Origin of the sequence: Floridaenema flaviceps BLCC-F50, from assembly GCF_041929275.2 — a bacterium.
Classification (GTDB): Bacteria; Cyanobacteriota; Cyanobacteriia; order Cyanobacteriales; family Aerosakkonemataceae; genus Floridanema; species Floridanema flaviceps.
On sequence record NZ_JBHFNR020000001.1, the window covers coordinates 3,552,177 to 3,574,042 of the forward strand.

General features: G+C 42.5%; 17 protein-coding genes. 12 read left to right on the forward strand and 5 right to left on the reverse strand.

All coding sequences use genetic code 11. The features are described from left to right. Positions 1-130 precede the first annotated feature (130 nt). On the forward strand, positions 131-1,402 hold the full coding sequence (locus ACE1CI_RS17290) for a glycosyltransferase family 4 protein (protein ID WP_413265787.1): 1,272 nt from the start codon (positions 131-133) through the stop codon (positions 1,400-1,402). Positions 1,403-1,607: 205 nt separating this feature from the next. Here ACE1CI_RS17290 and alr read toward each other — a convergent pair whose 3' ends face one another. After that, entirely contained in the window at positions 1,608-2,822 is a 1,215-nt protein-coding gene (gene alr / locus ACE1CI_RS17295; protein ID WP_413265788.1) for an alanine racemase, read from the reverse strand. Between the two features lie 228 nt (positions 2,823-3,050). Between alr and ACE1CI_RS17300 the strand changes: the two genes are divergently transcribed. The 11 genes from ACE1CI_RS17300 (at position 3,051) to ACE1CI_RS17350 (ending at position 17,162) form a co-directional block, all read left to right on the forward strand. Further along, complete coding sequence (locus ACE1CI_RS17300) at positions 3,051-4,355, forward strand: adenylate/guanylate cyclase domain-containing protein (RefSeq protein ID WP_413265789.1); 1,305 nt, start codon at positions 3,051-3,053, stop codon at positions 4,353-4,355. 231 nt (positions 4,356-4,586) lie between these two features. After that, positions 4,587-8,363 (forward strand): PAS domain S-box protein, encoded by a 3,777-nt coding sequence (locus ACE1CI_RS17305; RefSeq protein WP_413265790.1) that lies wholly within the window; start codon positions 4,587-4,589, stop codon positions 8,361-8,363. A gap of 197 nt (positions 8,364-8,560) precedes the next feature. Next, on the forward strand, positions 8,561-9,058 hold the full coding sequence (locus ACE1CI_RS17310; RefSeq protein ID WP_413265791.1) for an HNH endonuclease: 498 nt from the start codon (positions 8,561-8,563) through the stop codon (positions 9,056-9,058). A 483-nt stretch (positions 9,059-9,541) separates the two neighbouring features. Then, the gene (locus ACE1CI_RS17315; RefSeq protein WP_413264701.1) at positions 9,542-10,816 is read left to right on the forward strand and encodes a DHH family phosphoesterase; all 1,275 of its coding nucleotides are present in this window, start codon (positions 9,542-9,544) and stop codon (positions 10,814-10,816) included. Between the two features lie 110 nt (positions 10,817-10,926). After that, positions 10,927-11,421 (forward strand): phosphohistidine phosphatase SixA, encoded by a 495-nt coding sequence (gene sixA, locus ACE1CI_RS17320; protein ID WP_413264700.1) that lies wholly within the window; start codon positions 10,927-10,929, stop codon positions 11,419-11,421. 94 nt (positions 11,422-11,515) lie between these two features. Next, positions 11,516-12,658 carry a citrate synthase gene (locus tag ACE1CI_RS17325; RefSeq protein WP_413264699.1) on the forward strand — a complete coding sequence of 381 codons (1,143 nt, stop codon included), beginning with the start codon at positions 11,516-11,518 and terminating at the stop codon, positions 12,656-12,658. 341 nt (positions 12,659-12,999) lie between these two features. Then, positions 13,000-14,118, forward strand: coding sequence for an NADH-quinone oxidoreductase subunit NuoH (gene nuoH / locus ACE1CI_RS17330; protein WP_413266547.1), 1,119 nt, complete (start codon positions 13,000-13,002; stop codon positions 14,116-14,118). Between the two features lie 216 nt (positions 14,119-14,334). Then, positions 14,335-14,916: an NAD(P)H-quinone oxidoreductase subunit I gene (ndhI, locus tag ACE1CI_RS17335; protein ID WP_413266546.1), complete on the forward strand. Its 582-nt coding sequence runs from the start codon at positions 14,335-14,337 to the stop codon at positions 14,914-14,916. Positions 14,917-15,048: 132 nt separating this feature from the next. After that, positions 15,049-15,672 (forward strand): NADH-quinone oxidoreductase subunit J, encoded by a 624-nt coding sequence (locus ACE1CI_RS17340; RefSeq protein WP_413266545.1) that lies wholly within the window; start codon positions 15,049-15,051, stop codon positions 15,670-15,672. Between the two features lie 27 nt (positions 15,673-15,699). Further along, on the forward strand, positions 15,700-16,011 hold the full coding sequence (nuoK, locus tag ACE1CI_RS17345; RefSeq protein WP_413266544.1) for an NADH-quinone oxidoreductase subunit NuoK: 312 nt from the start codon (positions 15,700-15,702) through the stop codon (positions 16,009-16,011). Between the two features lie 227 nt (positions 16,012-16,238). Next, positions 16,239-17,162 (forward strand): NAD(+) kinase, encoded by a 924-nt coding sequence (locus tag ACE1CI_RS17350; RefSeq protein WP_413266543.1) that lies wholly within the window; start codon positions 16,239-16,241, stop codon positions 17,160-17,162. A gap of 269 nt (positions 17,163-17,431) precedes the next feature. On the opposite strand, the gene nblB is transcribed toward ACE1CI_RS17350, so the two are convergent. The 4 genes from nblB to ACE1CI_RS17370 all read right to left on the reverse strand — a co-directional run bounded on the left by nblB (position 17,432) and on the right by ACE1CI_RS17370 (position 21,797). After that, a complete protein-coding gene (gene nblB / locus ACE1CI_RS17355) occupies positions 17,432-18,097 on the reverse strand; it encodes a phycobilisome degradation protein NblB (protein ID WP_413265985.1) in 666 nt (221 codons plus the stop codon). Between the two features lie 146 nt (positions 18,098-18,243). Then, complete coding sequence (locus ACE1CI_RS17360) at positions 18,244-18,711, reverse strand: CBS domain-containing protein (RefSeq protein WP_413265959.1); 468 nt, start codon at positions 18,709-18,711, stop codon at positions 18,244-18,246. A gap of 425 nt (positions 18,712-19,136) precedes the next feature. Beyond that, positions 19,137-20,195, reverse strand: a complete 1,059-nt coding sequence (locus ACE1CI_RS17365) for a M42 family metallopeptidase (protein ID WP_413265960.1) — start codon at positions 20,193-20,195, stop codon at positions 19,137-19,139. A gap of 267 nt (positions 20,196-20,462) precedes the next feature. Beyond that, the gene (locus tag ACE1CI_RS17370; RefSeq protein WP_413265961.1) at positions 20,463-21,797 is read right to left on the reverse strand and encodes an S-layer homology domain-containing protein; all 1,335 of its coding nucleotides are present in this window, start codon (positions 21,795-21,797) and stop codon (positions 20,463-20,465) included. Positions 21,798-21,866: the final 69 nt, after the last annotated feature.

The window sequence follows — 21,866 nt, forward strand, 5'->3', positions numbered from 1 at the left end:
TATCAGATCAATTGATCCTTACTGTAAATATCAAAAGCTCAAATTTAACACTTGAGCTAATCAGGCGGCTACTAATTTTAATAACCTCTTGTTTCGGCTGTCATTTAATTACACCAACAGTTACAAAACTATGTTTTCCCCAATCAAAAAGCACATTGCTCTTATATCGGTGCATGGAGATCCCGCGATCGAAATTGGTAAAGAAGAAGCTGGCGGGCAAAATGTTTATGTGCGTCAAGTAGGTCAAGCTTTAGCACAAAAGGGTTGGCTAGTTGATATGTTTACCCGCAAAGCTAATCCTCAACAAGATAAGATTGTACAACATAGCCTTAATTGTCGAACAATTCGTTTAAATGCTGGCCCGGAAGAGTTTGTGCCTAGAGATGATATTTTTGTATATTTACCAGAGTTTGTGGAGAATTTTCTCCAATTTCAGCAAGACAATCAAATTACTTACCCGATCGTTCATACTAATTACTGGCTTTCTGCCTGGGTAGGGATGCAATTGAAAAAGAAACTTGATGTAAAACAGGTGCATACTTACCATTCTTTAGGTGCAGTTAAATATAAGTCAGTCACTACAATTCCGATGATTGCTACTACCCGCTTAAGCACGGAAAAAGCAGTCTTAGAAACTGCCCAGAGAATTGTGGCAACTAGTCCGCAAGAAAAAGAACACATGAGAAATTTAGTTTCTCAAAAAGGCAAAATTGACATTATTCCTTGCGGTACTGATATTAGTCATTTTGGTTCTATTAGTCGGATAGCAGCTAGAGAACAATTAGGAATTGACCCAGAAACTAGGGTAATTTTATACGTGGGTCGTTTCGATCGACGCAAGGGAATTGAAACTTTAGTGCGTGCAGTTGGTCAATGCCAAGCTAGGAAAAATCAGCAGTTAAAATTAATTATTGGGGGCGGATTTATCCCCGGACATAGTGATGGTAAAGAGTACGATCGCATTGCCAGCATTGTAGACGAACTGGGTTTAAACGATATCACAATTTTCCCTGGAAGATTGAGTCGAGAAGTTTTACCAAATTACTATACTGCGGCTGATGTAACAGTTGTTCCCAGTCACTATGAACCCTTTGGGTTAGTAACAATTGAATCAATGGCTTGTGGTACACCAGTTATTGGCAGTGATGTGGGTGGTTTACAATTTACGATCGTACCAGAAGAAACTGGTTTACTCTGTCCGCCTAAAGATAACGCAGCTTTTGCAGCGGCGATCGATCGCATTTTGGGCAACCCAGAATGGCGCAACAAATTAGGAGTAAATGCCAGAGAACGAGTCGAAGAAATGTTTAGCTGGGATGGTGTTGCTGCTCAGTTAACTAACCTTTACCTTGACTTACTCAAACAACCAGCAGCGAAACAATTAACTACTGTGAGCGCTTAGTAACACTAGTTGCAAGTTACTTGAAATGGTTACTTTGTTGCCCTTGGAGGCTAACTCACATCTTGCGACCTGTGAGGTAGAACCTCCCAATACTCGTTCCCAGGTTGAACCTGGGAACGAGAAACTCCAGGCTCTGCCTCTTGGTGCAAGATTTCGGTATTATTCAGATGACCATAGATTTTTTTTACTAAACCGCCTCTACAACTCAAAACTTTCTTGCCCTCTGCCTTTTTACTTCACCCACAGCTACACGGGGGAGGCGATGTTTAAAACTGCAAAGAATTTCCCAGGAAATAGTACCTAAAATTTCTGCCCAATCATCAGCGCCAATTTGAAAATTGCCATCTTTGCCTAAAACAGTGACTACTTCTCCTACTTGTAGATCGGGAATCGCACTAACATCAAGCATTATTTGATCCATTGTAATCGCTCCCACTTGGGGCACTTGCTGACCGCGAATTAAAACTTTCATTTTGTTAGAAAGGTTGCGGGGAATGCCGTCTGCGTAGCCAATTCCTACTACTGCTAAACGCATTTCTTGGTCAGCAATGAATTGATAACCGTAGCTTACACCAGTACCAGCAGCAATGGTTTTAACTTGGGTAACTCTGGCTTTTACCTGCATTACTGGTTTAAGTTCTACCACTTGTTTTAAATGATTTGCTGGGTAAAGTCCGTAGGTAGCCAAGCCAACTCGTACCATATCATAGTGTAAGTTGCGACTGGTTAAAGCCGCAGCTGTGTTTGCTAAATGTAGTCGGGGAAATTGCCTACCTAAGTTGTTAATTTTTCTGTTATTTAAGCGAGTAGCAACGGCATTTTTCGCTGCTTCAAACCGCCGCTGTTGTTCTTTCATAATCGTTGGATCGGGACTATCAGCGGTGGCTAAGTGAGAATAGATACTGGCTATTTCTAAATTTGGACAATGATAAACTAGCTGGACAAAATCAGCGGCTTCTTGCCAGTTAGTTCCTAATCGTGACATTCCCGTATCTAATTTAATATGGACAGGTAAATTTTGATTCAGGGAAGCCAAAGTTTCCGAATAAATTAAAGCTTGTTGGGGAGTGCAAAGGGTGGGTTGTAATTTCCATTGTGCGATCGCTTCAATTTGCTCCGGCGTGTTTGTTGCCCCTAAAATTAAAATTGGCGCATTTATCCCCGCTTGGCGTAACTCTATTCCCTCTGGTATTGTCGCCACTCCCAGCCAACTAGCTCCCGCTTGTAGGGCTGTTTGCGCTACAGTACAAGCACCATGTCCATAAGCATCTGCCTTTACCACCGTCATCAGTTGCGTTTGGGGTGCTAAAAGACTTTTCATTTGCTCTACATTGTGAGCTAAAGCTGCTAAATCTATTTCTACCCACGCACGTTCGCATCGCATCGCAGCTAAAGCAGAAGTTTGCTCCCAACTTAACATTCCGTCTCACTCCTTCTTCACTCACACTCGATCGCCATTTGCCCAGCATTATCGGACAATACCTGACTGGTTTGGCAAAATTAAACCACTAAATTGATACTAGATTAACTCGATAGTAAGTAAATTTTACATTTAGCTAACAAAGAATGCCAAGGTAAATTTCAGTATTATTATCATTCTACAAATATTTTTCCCCAAGTTAGACTATAGTAAATATCGATTGGGATTATGAAGCGAATTCTCTTGGGTGACAAACTAATTATCTATTTTTCCGTACCCTGTATTTTTTTTATCACCTCTTTATTGCTGATTTATTTACAATCAGAGTTACAACTTTATCGGGTCATGCAACTACTTATCGTTGAGTTACAAGGAATCCGCATTCATAACCTTTTGGCAAGTCAATATACAATTAACTTATTGGTGACATCGGGATTTTTCTTAATAGTTTATGCTTTAGCCAAAAAATTGCCAAACTTACAGATTAAGCAGGAATCTCAGCCAGAGTTACAGTCAGAGGAATCAAAGTATCGGAGTATTTTTGAAAACGCTACAGAAGGAATTTACCAAACTACACCCAATGGCAAATTTATTAGTGCTAATCCGGCTTTAGCAAAAATTTTAGGTTACGATTCCCCCTCAGAACTAATGAACACAATTACAGATATTAGTAGCCAAATTTATGTGGAGCAAAACAGACGAGAAAAATTTATCAGTACTTTGAAAAAAAATCATAGTACAGCGAGATTTGTGTCCTTAGTTCGGCGCAAAGATGAGAAATTAATTTGGATTGCAGAAAAAGCGCATAGCGTCAAAAATTCCCAAGGGGAATTGCTTTATTATGAAGGCACAGTGGAGGACGTTACTAATCACAAAATTGCCGAAGAAGCGCTGCAATATCAACAAGAACAAACGGAAAGGCTACTTTTTAATATCTTACCCGGACCGATCGCAGTCAGGCTGCAAATGCAGGAAAGCATTATTGCCGATAGTTTTCCTGAAGCTACAGTTATGTTTGCCGATCTCGTGAATTTTACTGAACTTTGTAATACTATTCCTCCCACTGAGTTAGTGAGATTGCTCAATGAGATTTTTTCTGTATTCGATCGATTAGCCGAACAATATGGTTTAGAAAAAATCAAAACTATTGGGGATGCTTATATGGTAGCAGGAGGCATTCCCATAAACAGAGAAGATCACGCAGATGCGATCGCACAAATGGCTTTAGATATGTTAAAGGAAATCAAACATTTTCACACCAAAGACGGACAACCTTTTAGCATCCGCATCGGGATTCACAGTGGACCCGTAGTTGCGGGAGTAATCGGGATTAAAAAAATTATTTATGACCTTTGGGGAGATACCGTAAATATTGCTAGCCGGATGGAATCCCAAGGAATTCCCGACCAAATTCAAGTAACGGAATTTACTTATAATATTTTATGTGAGAAATATTTCCTTCAGGAAAGGGGAATGATTTCAGTTAAAGGTAAAGGCGAAATGAAGACATATTTTTTGGTTGACAAGCTTTAAAAATGACAAAATAAAAGCAGTTCTCCGGCGATTTACGTTAAATTAGATACTTCAATAAAAACTACAGCTAGTCCAGTGGATAGAGGGGTGTTTTCGCAGGTTAATTCGGCAAAATTAGCTAAATTCAGCCAGAAAACTAAAAATAGCTAAAATATCAGGGTAGCGTTCTTACTGACTGATTGTTTGACCGATGAAAATTCCATTAGTAAGACTTTCGATGAATTTATATCTATGAGAATTCGCCTTTTACCCTACATAGCAGCATTATCAGCAGGAATGGTAGTTCTAGCTGGTGTTTGGATTATCGATCGCTCAGAGGGAAAACGCTTCCGGGAAAGTAATCGCGCCGATGTGTTGCATCAACTGAGCACTGTTCGTGCCAAATTAGAAGGCGCTTTAAACTCCCGATTATTTCTGGCGCGAGGGTTAGTCGCTTATGTTTCCAATCATCCAGAAATTGACCAAGCAGAATTTGAACGCCTTGCCAAAGTGTTAGTTTCGCAACAAACTGGCATTGGGAGCGTGGCATTGTACAGAGATTCGATCGTAACTCACATTTACCCATTAAAAGGTCATGAAGCAGCGATCGGATTCGATCCTTCATCAGTACCCGAAGAACGAGAGGCGATTCAACGAGCAATTAACAGCAGAAAAACCGTAATTGCAGGGCCAGTAAACTTAGTAGAAGGGGGTGTAGGTTTTATCAATCGCACTCCCATTTTTCTTTCACCCGCCAACGAACCCCCGGAAAGTGGAAGATATTGGGGATTAGCAGGTGTAATCGTGGACAGAGACACGATTTTTCAAGAAGCAGGACTGATAAATTTAGGAAATCAAGAAAAAAATCTTCCCCAATCTCATCAACCAGTGGAATTTGCTTTGCGGGGAAAAGATGGATTAGGGGAACAAGGGGAGGTATTTTTCGGTAATGGCGCAATTTTTAGCAAAAATCCGGTAATTTTAGAAGTAAAATTGCCCAATGGTTACTGGCAGGTAGCAGCAATACCTGTGGGTGGTTGGTCAAAACAAGCGCCAATTTCCCAATGGTTGCGAATCGGTGGAGGAATTTCAGCTTTATTAACTGGTATTTTGGTGTATATTTGGGTGCGATCGCCAGAACATTTACGCCGAGCCGTACAAAAAGCCACGATCGCTTTAAAAGAATCAGAAACTAAATATCGGGAATTAGTTCAAAATGCCAACAGTATTATTGTAAAGATAGATCCGCAAGGGAATATCACCTTTTTTAATGAATTTGCTCAACGTTTCTTTGGTTATTCAGAAAAGGAAATTATTGGTAAAAATGTAGTCGGAACCATAGTTCCCCTTACTGATAGTTCTGGTCAAAATTTAGCATTGTTTATGCAGCAAATTCTTAGGCTTCCAGAAAAATACAATCATCAGGAATATGAAAATATTCGGCGCAATGGAGAAAGAGTTTGGATTGCTTGGCGGAACAAAGCTTTGTTTGATGAAAAGGGTAATTTTACTGGGTTGCTTGGTATTGGTACAGATATTAGCGATCGCAAACAAGCCGAAGAAGCCTTAAGAGCCTCCCAACAAATGTTACGCTTGGTGATGGATAATATTCCCCAAGCTATTTTTTGGAAAGACCTTAACTCAGTTTATCAAGGTTGTAATCAAAAGTTTGTCGAAGATGTGGGTTTAGTAGATCCAGCCGCAGTTATTGGGAAAACTGAGTATGATTTTTGTGAAAGTGAAACCCAAGCCGAATTTTTACGAGCGATCGATCGACAAGTGATGGAAAGTAATACACAAGTCACTCAATATTGTGAATATTTTCACTTCAAAAATGGTCGAGTAGCTTGGTTAGAAACTAGTAAAATTCCCCTGCATGATGCCGAAGGAAATGTAGTCGGAATTTTAGTAACTTATGAAGACATTACTGAGCGCAAACGTACCGAAGAAGCCTTGCGAGAAAGTGAAAATAAATTCCGTTTATTATTTGAACAGTCAGGAGATGCGCTCCTGTTATTACAAAATGATAAATTTATCGACTGTAATCAAGCCGCACAAGAAATGATTGGCGCTAGCAGCAAGGAACAATTATTAAATTTACATCCGGCTCAATTATCACCTGAAAAACAACCAGATGGTAGCTACTCTTTAAACAAAGCTAACGAAAATAATGCCTTAGCAATTAGTAGAGGAAACTGGAGATTTGAATGGATACATCAACGTTTAGATGGCTCACAATTTCCCGTAGAAGTATTACTCACCGCTATTCCCTTACAAGGTGAAAAAATCCTTCATGTAGTTTGGCGTGATATCACCGAACGCAAACGTGCGGAAGAAAATTTAAAAGCAAGTGAAAGACGCTTACGCAGACAAAGCACGGCTCTTTTAGAATTAGCAACTAACAGCAAACTTACCTGCGGTGATTTAGTAGAAGTAATTCAAGAAATTACCGAAACAGCGGCTAAAACATTGGAGTTAGAAAGAGCCAGCGTTTGGTTGTATAAACCAGGGAAAACAGGAATTATTTGCTTGGATTTGTATGAGCGGAGTAGCGATCGCCACTCTTCAGGAATAGAATTATTATCACCAGACTACCCCAACTATTTACAAGCATTACAAACTGAAAGAATTATGACCGTTAATCATGCTGATAAAGACTCTAGAACCAATGAACTATATGAGAATTATCTGCATCCTTTAGGGATTATTTCCATGTTAGAAGCACCAATTAGATTAAGTGGGGAAATGATTGGTATAATCTGCCATGAAAATACCGAAACAGCACGTTATTGGACTTTAGACGAAGAGAACTTTGCCGCCTCTTTAGCTGATTTTGTAGCCTTAGCAATGGAAGGGGTAGAACGTCGCCGCGCTCAACAAGCACTATTAAAAGCTAATGAAGAATTAGAAAATCGGGTGGAAGAAAGAACAGCAGCTTTAAAAGCAGCAAATCATCAATTACTAGAAGAAATTCGGCAAAGGAAACAATCAGAAGTAGCATTAAGCCAAGCCGAAGAAAAGTATCGCACAATATTTGAAAATGCTGTAGAAGGAATTTTCCAAACCTCAGTAGATGGACGTTACTTAAGTGCTAATCCAGCATTAGCAAGATTATACGGTTACAATTCTCCCGAAGAATTGATGAATAATATCCAAAACGTTGAACAGCAAGTTTATGTCGCTCCGCAACAAAGAGCAAAGTTTATTGAATTAATCGAAGAACATAACAATGTATTTGGGTTTGAATCGCAAGTTTATCGTCAAGATGGAAAGATTATTTGGGTTTCCGAAAATACTCGTGCCGTCCGGGATGAGCAAGGAAAAATACTATATTATGAAGGGACAATCGAAGATATTACCAAACGCAAAACAACAGAAGAAGCACTACGTTACCAACAAGAACAAACCGAAAAATTACTGTTAAACATATTGCCACAACCGATCGCAGAACGCCTGAGAAGAGAAGAAAGCACGATCGCAGATATCTTTAAAGAAGCCACAGTTCTATTTGCCGATATTGTCGGATTCACCGAACTTTCAGCGAACATTTCCCCAGTAGAACTAATAGAAATGCTCAACGAAATATTCTCCACCTTTGATGAACTAACCGAAGAACACGGCTTAGAAAAAATTAAAACCATTGGCGACGCTTACATGGTAGTTGGAGGATTACCAATACCCCGCCAAGATCATGCTCATGCGATCGCAGAAATGGCATTAGATATGAAAACAGAGATCGATCGTTTCAACCGGGAAAGCGGACAAAACGTACAACTGCGCGTAGGCATAAATACAGGCCCCGTCATCGCAGGCGTAATCGGCATTAAAAAATTCATCTACGACTTATGGGGCGACACAGTAAACACCGCCAGTCGCATGGAATCTCACGGATTAGCCGGACAAATTCAAGTCACAACCACAACCTACGAACTACTCCGAGATAAATACCACTTCCAAAAACGAGGTAACATCCCCATCAAAGGCAAAGGAGAAATGACAACCTATCTGCTTACAGGCAGAATGCGGTAGGGACTGGGGGCTGGGGAGGAGGGCACTAGGGCGGGGTTAGGGGTTAGGGGTTAGGGGTTAGGGAAAAACTCCCTTGGCTTTGAGAGCGAAAGAGCGCCCATCTGGAAAAAAATTTCTGGCAGTCCGAATGAGGTACTGAGATTCTAAGACTATAATCTTGACATAATCAGTAAACTATTGACGCAATTTTAATTCTCATGGGCAAGGTTCTGGTGTTAAATGCCTCTTATGAACCGCTCAACATCACCAACTGGCGACGGGCGGTTGTTCTATTGATCAAAGGTAAAGCAGAGCAAGTCGAACACAATGGGAAATACATTTATGCGGAATTTCCCTTACCAACTGTGATTCGGCTGCGTCATTACGTCCGGGTTCCCTACAAAGATATTCCCCTGACCAGACGTAATATATTGCACCGAGACGGGCATAGTTGTCAATACTGCGGTTACACAGGGGACGAATTAACCCTCGATCATGTTCTCCCTCGTTCTCGCGGTGGAGGCGAAAGTTGGGAAAATATGGTGACAGCCTGTGTCCGGTGCAATATCAAAAAAGGCAACCGCACACCCTCAGAAGCAAATATGCTGTTAAGGAATACACCGCGAAAACCTTACAGCAGTCTATATTTTGAAGTTGCTAAACACCTAAAAAGTGGTACGCATCAAGAGTGGCGAAAATATGTTATCGGTGTTTGACAAACCTGCACGAAATAAAGTGCAGGTTTTTTTGTAAGAGAAGGGGAGCAGGGGAGCAGGGGAGCAGGGGAGCAGGGGAGCAGGGGAGCAGGGGAGCAGGGGAGCAGGGGAGCAGGGGAGCAGGGGAGCAGGGACTCTTGGGACTCTTGGGACTCTTGGGACAATTTAATTCCCCCCATCCCCCCATCCCCCCATCTCCCCATCTCTCTAGCTCCCCACCTCCCCATCTCCCCATCTCCCCACCTCCCCACCTCCCCATCTCCCCACCTCCCCATCTCCCTACCTCTGCCTTTTTGCAATAGGGGGCTTCTACCGAATGAAATACTCAACAGGGGGGTATGTACAATCTGGATTTTTTTGCGAAGATCGAAGGAGAAGCAACTTAACTCAACCTGGGGAATGCTGCTTTCTAGCAAGCATAACCGCAGGAAATAAATTGTACATTCTAGACTTCGTAAAGTACCCCTACCCCTTTTTAATAGTATGCAATCTCGATCGCTCGAGTCACTCGACCGTTTAACCCTAATAGCTGATTCTCCTGTGGAACTAAAGGCAAATACAGCCAATACTGAATCTCATCCAAAGCGATCGGCTTCGTCTGCATTTGAATCGGCAAACGAACCTCCCAGACGTTCCCCCAGCCAATTATCTGCTCAAAAAACCCAAGCTCTACAACAAACCTTAGAGCGCCATCGGGAAGAAAAGCAAATTGTCGTGGTTCAGGATTTCCCAGATCCCGATGCTTTATCATGTGCTTGGGCATACCAATTAATCGCGCAACAATATGGGATTCAATGCGACATTGTTTATGGGGGTACTCTGAGTCACCAAGAAAATATTGCCTTGGTGAAACTGACTAACCTACCTGCAATGCGTTGGACACCCCAAGTCGCCAAAAACAAAGATTTATCAGTGTATCAAGGTTGCGTATTAATCGATAACCAAGGTACAACCAGCCAATTAATGACACAAGTCCAGCAAGCTGGGATTCCCACAATTGTAGTAGTTGACCATCACCAACTACAAGGTAACTTACAAGCTGAATTTATTGATATTCGTCCAGCTGTTCGTGCCACATCAACAATTTTTACCCAATATTTGCAAGCAGGATTACTGGTGTTGGATAACGGTATTAGCGAGCACGTAAAATGCGCTACTGCTTTAATGCACGGTTTGCGTTCTGATACTAATGGCTTGCGACAAGCGCAGGAAGAAGAATTTCTCGCTGCTGCTTATCTTAGCCGCTTTTACGATCCCCAAATGCTCAATGCTGTATTACAGGCGACTCGTTCTAAACGAGTTATGGATGTAATAGAACGTAGCTTGAAAAATCGGATTGTGAAAAATAATTTTTCGATCGCAGGAGTCGGATATTTGCTTTACGATGACCGTGATGCCATTCCCCAAGCTGCCGATTTCTTAGTAACAGAAGAAAACGTGCATACGGCAGTGGTTTATGGTATCGTTCATGATGAAGATAAGGAACGAGAATTAGTAGTTGGTTCTTTAAGAACTACTAAATTAACTCTCGATCCCGATGAATTTATCAAAGAAGCTTTTGGTCAAGATAATCAAGGACGTTTCTTTGGTGGTGGACGTTCAATGGCAGGAGGTTTTGAAATTCCGATCGGTTTCTTAGGTGGTAGTAACGAAAATTCCGAATATGCCAAACTGAAATGGGAAGTTTTTGATAGCCAAATTAAGCAAAAGCTCTTAAAACTAGTGAATCCCACCCATAACTTGATTGAAACCGAATAGTTGGGAAAAGTTGACCGTTTCAGATTTTAGATTTTTTGCTCAATTCAATATACAATCAAGAATCTTAAATCTGTTCGCCAAGCTGGTGCGGAGTGCAGGTAAATCAAGCAATGGTGAATTTGTACTTGGTGCGTCATGGGATCGCTGCCCAAAGAGAAGAATATACTGAAGATGCTCTCAGACCGCTAACAGGTGAGGGGAAGCGGAAAACGAAGCAAGTAGCTGAGCAATTGTTTAAATTAGGTCTACGATTTGATTTAATTTTGACTAGTCCGTTGGTACGAGCTCGCCAAACTGCTGATATTCTAAAAGCGATCGGACTAAGTTCCCAACTAGAAGAATCCACAGACCTAACTCCAGAAGGTAGCATCTACTCTTGGTTAACTTGGTGGGAGGAGTGGCGAAACCAAGGCGGTAATAATCTAGCATTAGTTGGTCACGAACCAAACTTAGGAGAATGGACAGAGATTTTGGTTTGGGGTGAAGCAAAAGGCAATTTGTTAGTTAAAAAAGCTGGAGTTATCGGAGTGCAACTTCCCGAAAGTGGTTCTTTGATCGGTCGTAGTTTATTATTTTGGCTAACACCACCAAAGTTCTTGCTGTAACAACTCTTAAATCATTTCGGTGCTAACCGTAACAGGTTCAGACTTTCTGGTAAGTTAGCCTGAAGAGATATTCATGTAAGCAAAGAGTAAGGATATGACCGTCTGCGAGTATAGACCAGGTTTAGAAGGAATTCCCGCTGCTGAATCCGCTATTAGTCATGTTGATGGACACAAGGGAATTTTGGAATATCGGGGTATTAAAATTGAAGAGTTAGCAGAAAAAAGCAACTTTCTAGAAACAACTTACCTGTTGATTTGGGGTAAGCTACCCACCAAGCCAGAATTAGAAGCTTTTGAGCATGAAATCCGTTACCATCGTCGGATTAAGTATCGCATCGTTGACATGATGAAATGCTTCCCAGAAAGCGGTCATCCGATGGATGCTTTGCAAGCTTCAGCGGCAGCGTTAGGATTGTTCTATTCTCGCCGCGATTTGCATAATCCAGCTTATATTCGAGCAGCTGTGGTGCGATTAATGGCAAAAATCCCGACAATGGTAGCCGCTTTCCAGTTGATGCGGAATGGGAATGAGCCAGTTAGACCCCGTGATGATTTGGGTTATTCAGCTAACTTTCTCTATATGCTTAATGAGAGGGAACCTGACCCCTTATCGGCAAGAATCATGGATATTTGCCTGATTCTTCATGCTGAACATACCATGAATGCTTCTACTTTCTCGGCAAGAGTGACGGCTTCTACACTGACAGACCCTTATGCAGTAATAGCTTCAGCTGTGGGAACTTTAGGTGGGCCTTTACATGGGGGCGCAAATGAAGAAGTTATCGAAATGTTAGAAGAAATTGGCTCGGTGGAAAATGTTCGCCCTTATTTAGAGGATTGTTTGCAGCGCAAATCGAAAATCATGGGCTTTGGTCACAGAGTTTACAAGGTGAAAGACCCCAGAGCAACCATACTCCAAGGTTTAGCAGAGCAATTGTTCGACAAGTTCGGGATGGACAAGTATTACGAAATTGCGGTGGAGTTGGAAAGGGCGGTGGAAGAGAAGTTGGCACACAAGGGAATTTATCCGAATGTTGACTTTTATTCCGGTTTGTTGTATAGGAAGATGGGTATTCCGACAGACTTGTTTACGCCGATTTTTGCGATCGCTCGTGTAGCTGGCTGGTTAGCCCACTGGAAAGAACAACTCGAAGAAAACCGCATCTATCGCCCCACCCAAGTTTACACCGGATACCACGAATCTCATTACATCCCAATGGATCAACGGTACTCTTGAGGAGATGGGGAGATGGGGAGATGGGGAGATGGGGAGATGGGGAGATGGGGAGATGGGGGGATGGGGAGATGGGGGGATGGGGGGATGGGGGGAGTTCCTGAATTTACATCAACAACTGCTCCCTACCTCCCTACCTCCCTACCTCCCCACATCTTCCCTCAGTCCCCATCAGTGTATCTCAGGGTTAGTTATAAGCAGAAATTGTGATTGCCTTGCGGGGCTGTAGTCCCTGCAACGATATACTATGCAGAGAAGTCCTAAAAAAATCTTCACAAACTGACATCGATCGCATTTTCAGCGGTTGGTTGGTTTGGTCGAGATCACGATAAATATCGACAAACATGAACTCAGGAATAGACCTGCAAGGCATTTTTATTAAGTCTCTCACGGACTTTGGCATCCCATCGGGAGCAGCTAAAGCCTTATGGCTTCCCCTACCGATGTTCTTAATGATCATCGGCGCAACAGTAGGAGTGCTAGTTACCGTTTGGCTAGAACGGAAGATTTCCGCTGCTGCTCAACAACGCATTGGCCCTGAGTATATGGGCCTGTTTGGGGTGTTAGCGCCCGTTGCAGATGGAATTAAGCTGGTTTTTAAAGAAGATACGCTTCCGGCAAAGACTGACGGAATTTTGTTCACTTTGGGCCCAATTATCGTTGTTATCCCGGTGTTTTTGTCCTATTTAATTGTGCCTTTTGGACAAAATTTGGTGATTACTGACATTGGGATGGGGATATTTCTGTGGATTGCCTTTTCCAGTATTGCGCCTATTGGTCTGCTGATGTCGGGTTATGCCTCCAATAATAAGTATTCGCTACTGGGTGGCTTAAGGGCAGCAGCACAATCAATTAGTTATGAAATTCCTTTGTCTTTGTCTGTGATTGCGGTGGCGATGATGTCGAATAGCCTCAGTACGATCGACATTGTAGACCAGCAATCTAGTTTGGGAATTTTAAGCTGGAATATCTGGCGACAACCTTTAGGGTTCTTAATTTTTTGGATTTGCGCCTTAGCAGAATGCGAACGGTTGCCTTTTGACCTTCCCGAAGCAGAAGAAGAATTAGTTGCAGGTTATCAAACCGAGTATTCTGGGATGAAATTCGCCCTGTTTTACCTTGGTTCTTACGTTAACTTAGTTCTCTCTGCCTTAATCTTCGCGGTTCTGTATTTGGGAGGGTGGAATTTCCCCGTTCCCATTGAAAAATTAGCCAGTTGGTTAGGAGTCAGCGAAACTAATTCCTGGTTACAAATTATCACCGCTTCTTTGGGCATCGGCATGACCGTACTCAAAGCTTACTTCCTGGTATTTTTAGCAGTTTTGGTACGCTGGACAGTACCTCGCGTCAGAATCGATCAATTGCTAAATTTAGGATGGAAGTTCTTACTACCCGTAGGGTTAGCAAACTTGCTATTAACGGCAGCTTTGAAGTTAGCATTTCCAGTTGCGTTTGGCGGGTAATTATTGGTCATTGTCTTATGTCGTTGGTCTTATGTCATTGGTCTTATGTCATTGGTTATTAGTCATTAGTGCTTGGAAAAGTAGGTCAATCAGTAATTGCTTTTTCTTACAAATGACAAACAACAAATGACATAAGACCAATGACAAATGACTTATGACCAATAACAAATGACTTATGGCAAATAACAAATGACTTATGACGAATGACAAAAAATTATGAAATTCCTCAAACAGGTTGGAGATTACGCGAAAGAGGCAGTTCAAGCAGCTAAGTATATTGGTCAAGGTTTATCTGTAACTTTTGACCACATGCGTCGCCGTCCAATTACGGTACAGTACCCTTACGAAAAATTGATTCCTTCGGAACGTTTTCGGGGTCGGATTCACTTTGAATTTGATAAGTGTATCGCTTGTGAAGTTTGCGTGCGGGTATGTCCAATTAACTTACCTGTAGTAGATTGGGAATTCAACAAAGAAACGAAGAAGAAACAACTCAAACACTACAGTATTGATTTCGGAGTTTGTATTTTCTGTGGCAATTGTGTGGAATATTGTCCGACTAATTGTTTGTCAATGACAGAAGATTATGAGCTTTCGACTTACGATCGCCACGAGTTAAACTACGATAACGTAGCTTTGGGTCGCTTACCTTACAAAGTGACAAACGATCCAATGGTGACACCTTTACGCGAATTTGTTTACTTGCCAAAAGGTGTAATCGACCCCCACGATTTGCCCCCAGGTACTCGCGGTGCTGGTAAACTACCAGAAGAGATTCTCCAAGAAACAGAAAAATAGGGACTGGGGACTGGATGATTTTAGATTTTAGATTTTAGATTGACTTAGCTAAAAATCTAAAATCGAAAATCTAAAATCGAAAATTTCCCAGTACCCAATCCCCGAATTAACGTTATTAAAGGACAAAAAACTGTGAATCTAGCAGAAGGAGTTCAACTAGTTTCCTTTGGACTGCTGTCATTAATGATGATTGGTGCAGCACTGGGAGTCGTGCTGTTAGCTAATATTGTCTATTCAGCTTTTTTGCTGGGTGGAGTGTTTATTAGCATTGCCGGATTATACATTTTGCTGAATGCTGATTTTGTGGCAGCAGCACAAGTGCTAATTTATGTGGGAGCAGTTAACGTTTTGATTTTGTTTGCCATTATGTTGGTAAATAAAAGGCAAGATTTTACTCCCTTGCCTAACGCTTGGGTACGGAAAGGTGCAACAGCTTTAGTTTGTGCTGGTTTATTTGTGTTGCTAGGAACAATGGTTTTGGCAACTCCTTGGACTAAAACTCATGTTGCGGGTACTGTCCCGACTCAATCCTCTATTGTGACAATTGGAGAGCATTTTTTCACTGACTTTTTGTTACCTTTTGAGTTGGCTTCTGTGTTGTTATTAATTGCAATGGTGGGAGCAATTATTTTAGCTCGTCGCGAGTTCTTACCAGAGGAAGTAATATCTCCAGAAACACCACAACAACCTGCTTTGACTTTACCGGAAAGACCAAGGGAATTGTTAATAGCAGGTAATGATAATAAAAAGGTTTAACTTTCGCAGTGAGGAAATAGAGGATTCATGCAATTACAATTACAATATTTTCTGCTAATAGCAGCGGCTCTTTTCTGTATTGGAATTTACGGATTGATTACTAGCCGCAATGCTGTGCGGGTGCTAATGTCGATCGAACTACTGCTCAATGCCGTAAATCTGAATTTGATGGGTTTTTCTAATTTCTTAGATTCCCAAGCAATTAAAGGGCAGGTGTTTACAGTATTTATCATTACTGTTGCCGCAGCAGAAGCCGCTGTAGGATTGGCGATCGTCCTGGCAATCTACCGCAACCGCGATACGGTGGATATGGAGGAGTTTAATTTGTTGAAATGGTAATGGGTGACTGGGGACTGGTAAAGTTTTGAGTTTGTAGGGGCGGGTGAGAGCCCTTTATATTGTTTGTGAGAGCCAAATACTGTGTACTAAACCCGCCCGTACAGAGTTTTGAGTTAGTCAGAGAGTTTTCAGTTTTAAGTTTTGAATTCTCCTCTTATTCCGAGAGTTACCTGCCTTTCCCAGTCCCTAATCCCCAATTACCCGAACAATAGGAGTGTGTTATTTCAGTGGATTTAAAACACATAATTATTGCACACAAGGCAGGAGATGACCTGAGTCGGCAATGGGCAGAAAATTGTGCGCGACAATTGGAAAAGCGGAATTGTCAGGTGTTATTGGGGCCAAGTGGAGCCAAGGATAATCCTTATCCGGTTTTTTTGGCTTCGTCAATTCATAAAATAGATTTGGCTTTGGTGTTGGGTGGGGATGGTACGGCATTGGCAGCGGCGAGGCATTTAGCGCCGGAAGGTATTCCGATTTTGGCGGTAAATGTGGGGGGACATTTGGGATTTTTGACGCAGCCGTTTGAGGAATTTAAGGATACAGAGAAAGTTTGGGATCGCCTGTTGGAAGATCGTTATGCGATTCAACGGCGAATGATGTTGCAGGCGGCTTTGTTTGAGGGCGATCGCACTAATCAAGAACCGATGAGTCAGTACTATTTGGCTTTAAATGAAATGTGTGTCAAGCCTGCTTCTGCCGATCGCATGATCACTTCAATTTTAGAGATGGAAATTGATGGCGAAGTAGTAGATCAATATCAAGGCGATGGGTTAATTGTGGCTACGCCTACGGGGTCAACTTGTTATACTGTTTCTGCTAATGGGCCAATTATTCATGATGGGATGCACGCGATCGCAGTTACTCCCATTTGTCCCTTGAGTTTAGCGAGTCGTCCCTTGGTTTTACCTGCTGGCTCGGTGGTAAGTATTTGGCCTTTGGGAGATTACGATCTAAATACTAAACTCTGGATGGATGGTGTTTTAGCAACGGCAATTTGGCCGGGACAAAGAGTGGATGTCCGAATGGCTGACTGCCTTGCTAAGTTTATTATTTTGCGGGAAAACTACTCTTATTATCGAACTTTACGGGAAAAATTAATGTGGGCTGGGGCGAGAATTCATTACAACAATAATCATCGTCAGGGATAGGAGATTGGGGACTTCGGATTGGTGACTAGGGGACTAGGGGACTAGGGGACTAGGGGACTAGGGGACTAGGGGACTAGGGGACTAGGGGACTAGGGGACTAGGGGACTAGGGGACTAGGGGACTAGGGGACTAGGGGACTAGGGGACTAGGGGACTAGGGGACTAGGGGAATTTTTGGCTTCTGGCTTCTACCTTTTTCTGTTCCCTGTTCCCTGTTCCCTGTTCCCTGTTCCCTGCTCGCTCCTTGGAGCCTTCTTAGACTAATCTAATCTAAGCGATCGGCAAAGAGTTCTTAGCTTCTTGGGCGATTTGTTCTACTTCGTCGTTGGTCATGGTTTGTAGTATAGCGAGGGCTTCTGGACTACCTAAACGATTGAGTGCTTGGACGACGCGATAGCGAATTTGCCAGTCGGGATCTTTGGCGTAGTGACTCAGGAGGGGAACGGCGCGTAAGTCTCCCAATTCGCCAAGAGAACTGATAGCGGCTGTTTTGACTAAATCTACTTCGGATTGGAGTGCTTCTTCTAGGAGGTTAAAAGCTCGGCTGTCTCCCATTTCTCCTAAAGCGGCGACGATGCTCATTTGGAGCAACCATTCCGAGGTGTTGTGGTAGGTTTGTTCTAAGTCTTTGAGAGCTTCTTTTAATTGTAAAGCTCCTAGACAGTCGGCTGCTGCTGCTTGTACGTCTACTTCCGAGTCGTTCAGCAGGCGATCGAGCAAGATATCGAAAGATTTTTTCAGATTTTCCCAGCCAACGGTGTCGAATTGACTAACAGCAGCGTAACGTACTCTGGGGTTGCTGTCCTTGATGGGGATTTGCACTAGCCTAAAGGCGTTACGTCTGTCTAACTGGCGCAGTTGGTTGACGGCGCGTAAGCGATCGCTAAGTTCCTCTGAACGAAGCAATTTTTGCACAGAGTCAGGATTTATGGTCATTTGGTCAGTAAAAATGGTTTTCAAAGAACAAAGCTGATTGGTCACAGGTCAAAAGATTTTAGATTTTAGATTTTAGATTTTGGATGGTTCGATCGCAAATCTAAAATCTCTTCGTGATTCAATGGCAAATGACCAGGACTAATGAACTAGTCTTGACTGGCTGCCATTGCCCGAATAATATCTCCGCGAGTGAGAATGCCGATAATTTGTCCAGCATCATCAATGACTGGCAAGCGACGAATGTTTTTGTCGTGCATTAATTGTGCTGCTTTCTGCAAGGGTTGATCGGGTTGAGTGGTAATTAACGAATCTTTCGTCATCACTTCTCCCACTGTTTGCCCCAAAGCTTTATGTAAGTCTCGGTCATAGCGGGCAGGATTTTCTAAGTAAATCACGCTATCGAGAATCATAATATATGCTGGGGGAGTCACCCCGGTTTCCCGCCACATTAAGTCTGTTTCCGAGATTACACCTACTAATTTGCCAGCCTGATCCACTACTGGCAGACCACTAATACGTCGCTGGGCCATAATTTTAATCGCCTCTTGGAGAGGTGTTTCGGGCCGCACTGAAATTGGATCGCGGCTCATTACATCGGCAACAGTTTTGGGCATAATCGACTAAATTCTTCCTGATCAATTCCCCGGTATCCTATTGTAGGAAATATTGACATACTCCCCTTGTTGAAAGGAAGGGGATTCAAAAATGTTGTTCCGTAACCGAGTGAACTCATGCTACTCCACATTTTCTTCCTGTCTCTTTGACTCTTAACTAGACTGTTACCAGTCCCCGCCAGACCGTCTCCACAAGCATTTTGTTTAACGTTCAGGAAGTGCCCCTCCCCAAACGGATCTAAATTCAATTTGGAACAATTTCTCTACCTGATTAGGCTCTATCGTGCAGGTCGCGTCACCTTTACTAATTTCTTGGGTGATATTTGTCTCGACGATCCATGATGGGGCTGAGTTGCCCGGTAATAATAATTGCGCTTTACCGCTAACATAATTATACCAGAAACAATTTGAAGTTTTTAGTTTCCTTAATCTCCTAGTCCCCAGTCCTTTTGGCAGTATGCTTGTAATATGTGGATGCAGTTGGCGATCGCACCGAGATGAGCAATTTCATAACCGTGAGTGTTTTGGGTGGGAAAGCTTAAGCAAGCGGCGCGGGCAACATGACCGAATTTCATGGCGATCGAGGCATCGGAACCAAAACCACTGAGAACGGCTAATTGTAAAGGTATACCCAGTTCTTTGGCGACTGTTCGCAGGTCGTTGTTTAATGATTCGTCATATATTCCGTAGCCATCTTGTGATAATAAGACTGGTGCTTCTCCATCTTGGATGGGGTATTCGCTGGATAGGGGACAAATTTCGAGGGCGATTAAGGCTTCGAGTTTTTGGTTTTGAGTAAAATAGAGTGCTCCTATTGCGCCGACTTCTTCTTTTGCTGAGGCTACTAAATAAGTATCGACTGCGGGTTGTTTGATATTTTCGGCTAGGGCTAACAAGATGGCGATCGAGGCTTTATTATCTAAGGTGTAACTGGCGATGTGGTCTTTGAGGCGAATCGGGCGTTTGCGGTGTTTGCCAATCACGACGCGAGTTCCGGGACGAATGCCTGCTGCTTCTAGTTCTGCGGTTGTCAGTTTGGTTTCTACCCAGGTGTCTTCCCATTTTAAGGGTTTGTCTTCTTGTTGGGCTTTTTGCGGTGATTCGTGGGAAACGTGGCGAGAACCGAAGGAAAGTATGCCACTGATTGTTTGATTGTCGCCTAGTAAGTCTAATACTCCTTCGCCGTAAACCCAAGGGAATGCGCCGCCAAGTTTGCGTATTTGGACTTTTCCTTCTGGTTCGATGCTTTTGACGATCGCGCCAATTTCGTCTTTGTGGGCGGTAATGGCGATCGCTCTGGTAGAATCTTTGCCTGGTAGGTGGGCGATCGCATTTCCGGCGCGATCGATCCAAGCTTTTACTTGTATTGTTTCAAAGTGGGTTAGTAGTAGGCGATCGATTTCGCTTTCTGCGCCACTCGGAGAATGATGCAATACTAATTGTTCGATGATGTTGAATAAGTTGTCGTAGGTTGATGTGGACATTTTTGGTTTTTTTAAGGCAGATGAATGCAGATTAACGCAGATTAACGCAGATGTTATTTAGGATTTTTGGTTAGGTAATTAACTGTTGTAGGGGCGAAGCATTCGGGCGACAATTTATGAAATTTACCAAAATCTAACTATCCGAATGCTTCGCCCTCCCCCACAGATATCCTCTATCTACATTTAATGGCGACAATTTATGAAATTCAACCAAAATCTAACTATCCGAATGCTTCGCCCTCCCCCACAGATATCCTGTATCTACATTTAATTCTGTGTTGAATTAGCTTGATTTTTCACTTTCAATGCTTCTTTGGCAGATATTCCTTCACTTGGAGTGCCAAAAAACCAAATTGTTCCTGCTGCTTCGGCACGAGTTACAGGTTTTTTGGGTTGAAATAAAGTAGTATATCCGTAAACTCGACGGATATTGGAAGCGTCTCCATTTTGGAAATCTGTTAATAATGCTTTGATTGCTTTGGGATCGATTTTAAAAGTATCTTGGAAACCCCAAGTTTGTTTAATTGCATCAAAAGTTGCACCGGAAGTTGTTAATTTCGTATCTAAGGGAACTTTCCAAAGTATCATTTGTTCGCGAGTTAATGGTGCATCAGGACGAAACAGTAATGCAGTGTTATCTCCTGAAAGTTGACTAGGAATTATTCCCGCTTCTGCTAATCCTTGAATTGCCGCAAAGTCTGGATCTGTTCGGGTTACGTCCTGAAATGCTGGTTGGGAACTTTCGTTAGCTAATCTGATTTGTTTGGCTGGTTGGTTGGCTTGAATTTGATTATTTGCTGCCATTAACCAACGGGCGAATTCTCTTTTAGTAATTACTTTGTTTGGTTCAAATACTGTGCTGTTAGAATCAGTTTTTCCGGCGGTCTTTGCAGGAGTTAATACCCCTAATTCCCCTAATTCAGTCACGTAAGGCTGTAATTCTTTCGGGGCTTTGTTAACATCAGAAAATGTTAGTGGTGTACCAGTTAAAATCGTGGCATCAGGTGCGGAAGTTTCTTGTGGTGTAGGTGTAGCAGCTACTTCGGGGGTTGCTTCTGTTGTGGGGGAAGCTGTAACGTTATTTTCTGGCGTTGTTGCGGCAGTTGTTTGCGGTGTTTCTTTAACGTATTGAAGAGTAAATTCTGTAACTCCGGGATTTTGGGTGGGTACAGCAGCAACAGTAACTTTTAAGTCGTTTAAACGTGCTTCTAAATTTCCTGTTTGTTGACTGGGTTGATTAACAATTTGCCAGTTATTATTCTGGAATTGCTGTTGATAGAAAGCCTGAATTTTGTCTGCACTGTCAGGACTAAACCAGCGAGTGTTAGTAGTTGATTCTGTAGAAGTTACTTCTTGTAGTTGTGCGTTGGGGTAACGGGGAATTTCTCTGGGAAAATCAGCGGGTAATTCGGCTTGTGTGGTATTCTGGCGGTTAGTATTAGCCGGATTTTGACCGAAGGTAACAGAATTATCTTTTAATTTTGGGTCTGCTGCGAAGGTTTGTTCTAAGTTTTTGCTGGCTGGACTATTGGCGCAAGCAGTCAGGGAACTTAGCAACAGGATGATTAAAGTTAAAGATATAGCCGGACGTTTAGTATACACCGCAGGAACTCAGAATTCTATTTCATCCCTACCCTAGCGTATCAGGAAACAGGTTGTTGCTTTTGGGGT

What these genes read in the sequence shown, in the direction of transcription:
- ACE1CI_RS17290 (WP_413265787.1), top strand. Translation starts at nt 131, where the DNA reads ATGTTTTCCCCAATCAAAAAGCACATTGCTCTTATATCGGTGCATGGA.
- alr (WP_413265788.1), bottom strand. Translation starts at nt 2,822, where the DNA reads ATGTTAAGTTGGGAGCAAACTTCTGCTTTAGCTGCGATGCGATGCGAA.
- ACE1CI_RS17300 (WP_413265789.1), top strand. Translation starts at nt 3,051, where the DNA reads ATGAAGCGAATTCTCTTGGGTGACAAACTAATTATCTATTTTTCCGTA.
- ACE1CI_RS17305 (WP_413265790.1), top strand. Translation starts at nt 4,587, where the DNA reads ATGAGAATTCGCCTTTTACCCTACATAGCAGCATTATCAGCAGGAATG.
- ACE1CI_RS17310 (WP_413265791.1), top strand. Translation starts at nt 8,561, where the DNA reads ATGGGCAAGGTTCTGGTGTTAAATGCCTCTTATGAACCGCTCAACATC.
- ACE1CI_RS17315 (WP_413264701.1), top strand. Translation starts at nt 9,542, where the DNA reads ATGCAATCTCGATCGCTCGAGTCACTCGACCGTTTAACCCTAATAGCT.
- sixA (WP_413264700.1), top strand. Translation starts at nt 10,927, where the DNA reads ATGGTGAATTTGTACTTGGTGCGTCATGGGATCGCTGCCCAAAGAGAA.
- ACE1CI_RS17325 (WP_413264699.1), top strand. Translation starts at nt 11,516, where the DNA reads ATGACCGTCTGCGAGTATAGACCAGGTTTAGAAGGAATTCCCGCTGCT.
- nuoH (WP_413266547.1), top strand. Translation starts at nt 13,000, where the DNA reads ATGAACTCAGGAATAGACCTGCAAGGCATTTTTATTAAGTCTCTCACG.
- ndhI (WP_413266546.1), top strand. Translation starts at nt 14,335, where the DNA reads ATGAAATTCCTCAAACAGGTTGGAGATTACGCGAAAGAGGCAGTTCAA.
- nuoK (WP_413266544.1), top strand. Translation starts at nt 15,700, where the DNA reads ATGCAATTACAATTACAATATTTTCTGCTAATAGCAGCGGCTCTTTTC.
- nblB (WP_413265985.1), bottom strand. Translation starts at nt 18,097, where the DNA reads ATGACCATAAATCCTGACTCTGTGCAAAAATTGCTTCGTTCAGAGGAA.
- ACE1CI_RS17360 (WP_413265959.1), bottom strand. Translation starts at nt 18,711, where the DNA reads ATGCCCAAAACTGTTGCCGATGTAATGAGCCGCGATCCAATTTCAGTG.
- ACE1CI_RS17365 (WP_413265960.1), bottom strand. Translation starts at nt 20,195, where the DNA reads ATGTCCACATCAACCTACGACAACTTATTCAACATCATCGAACAATTA.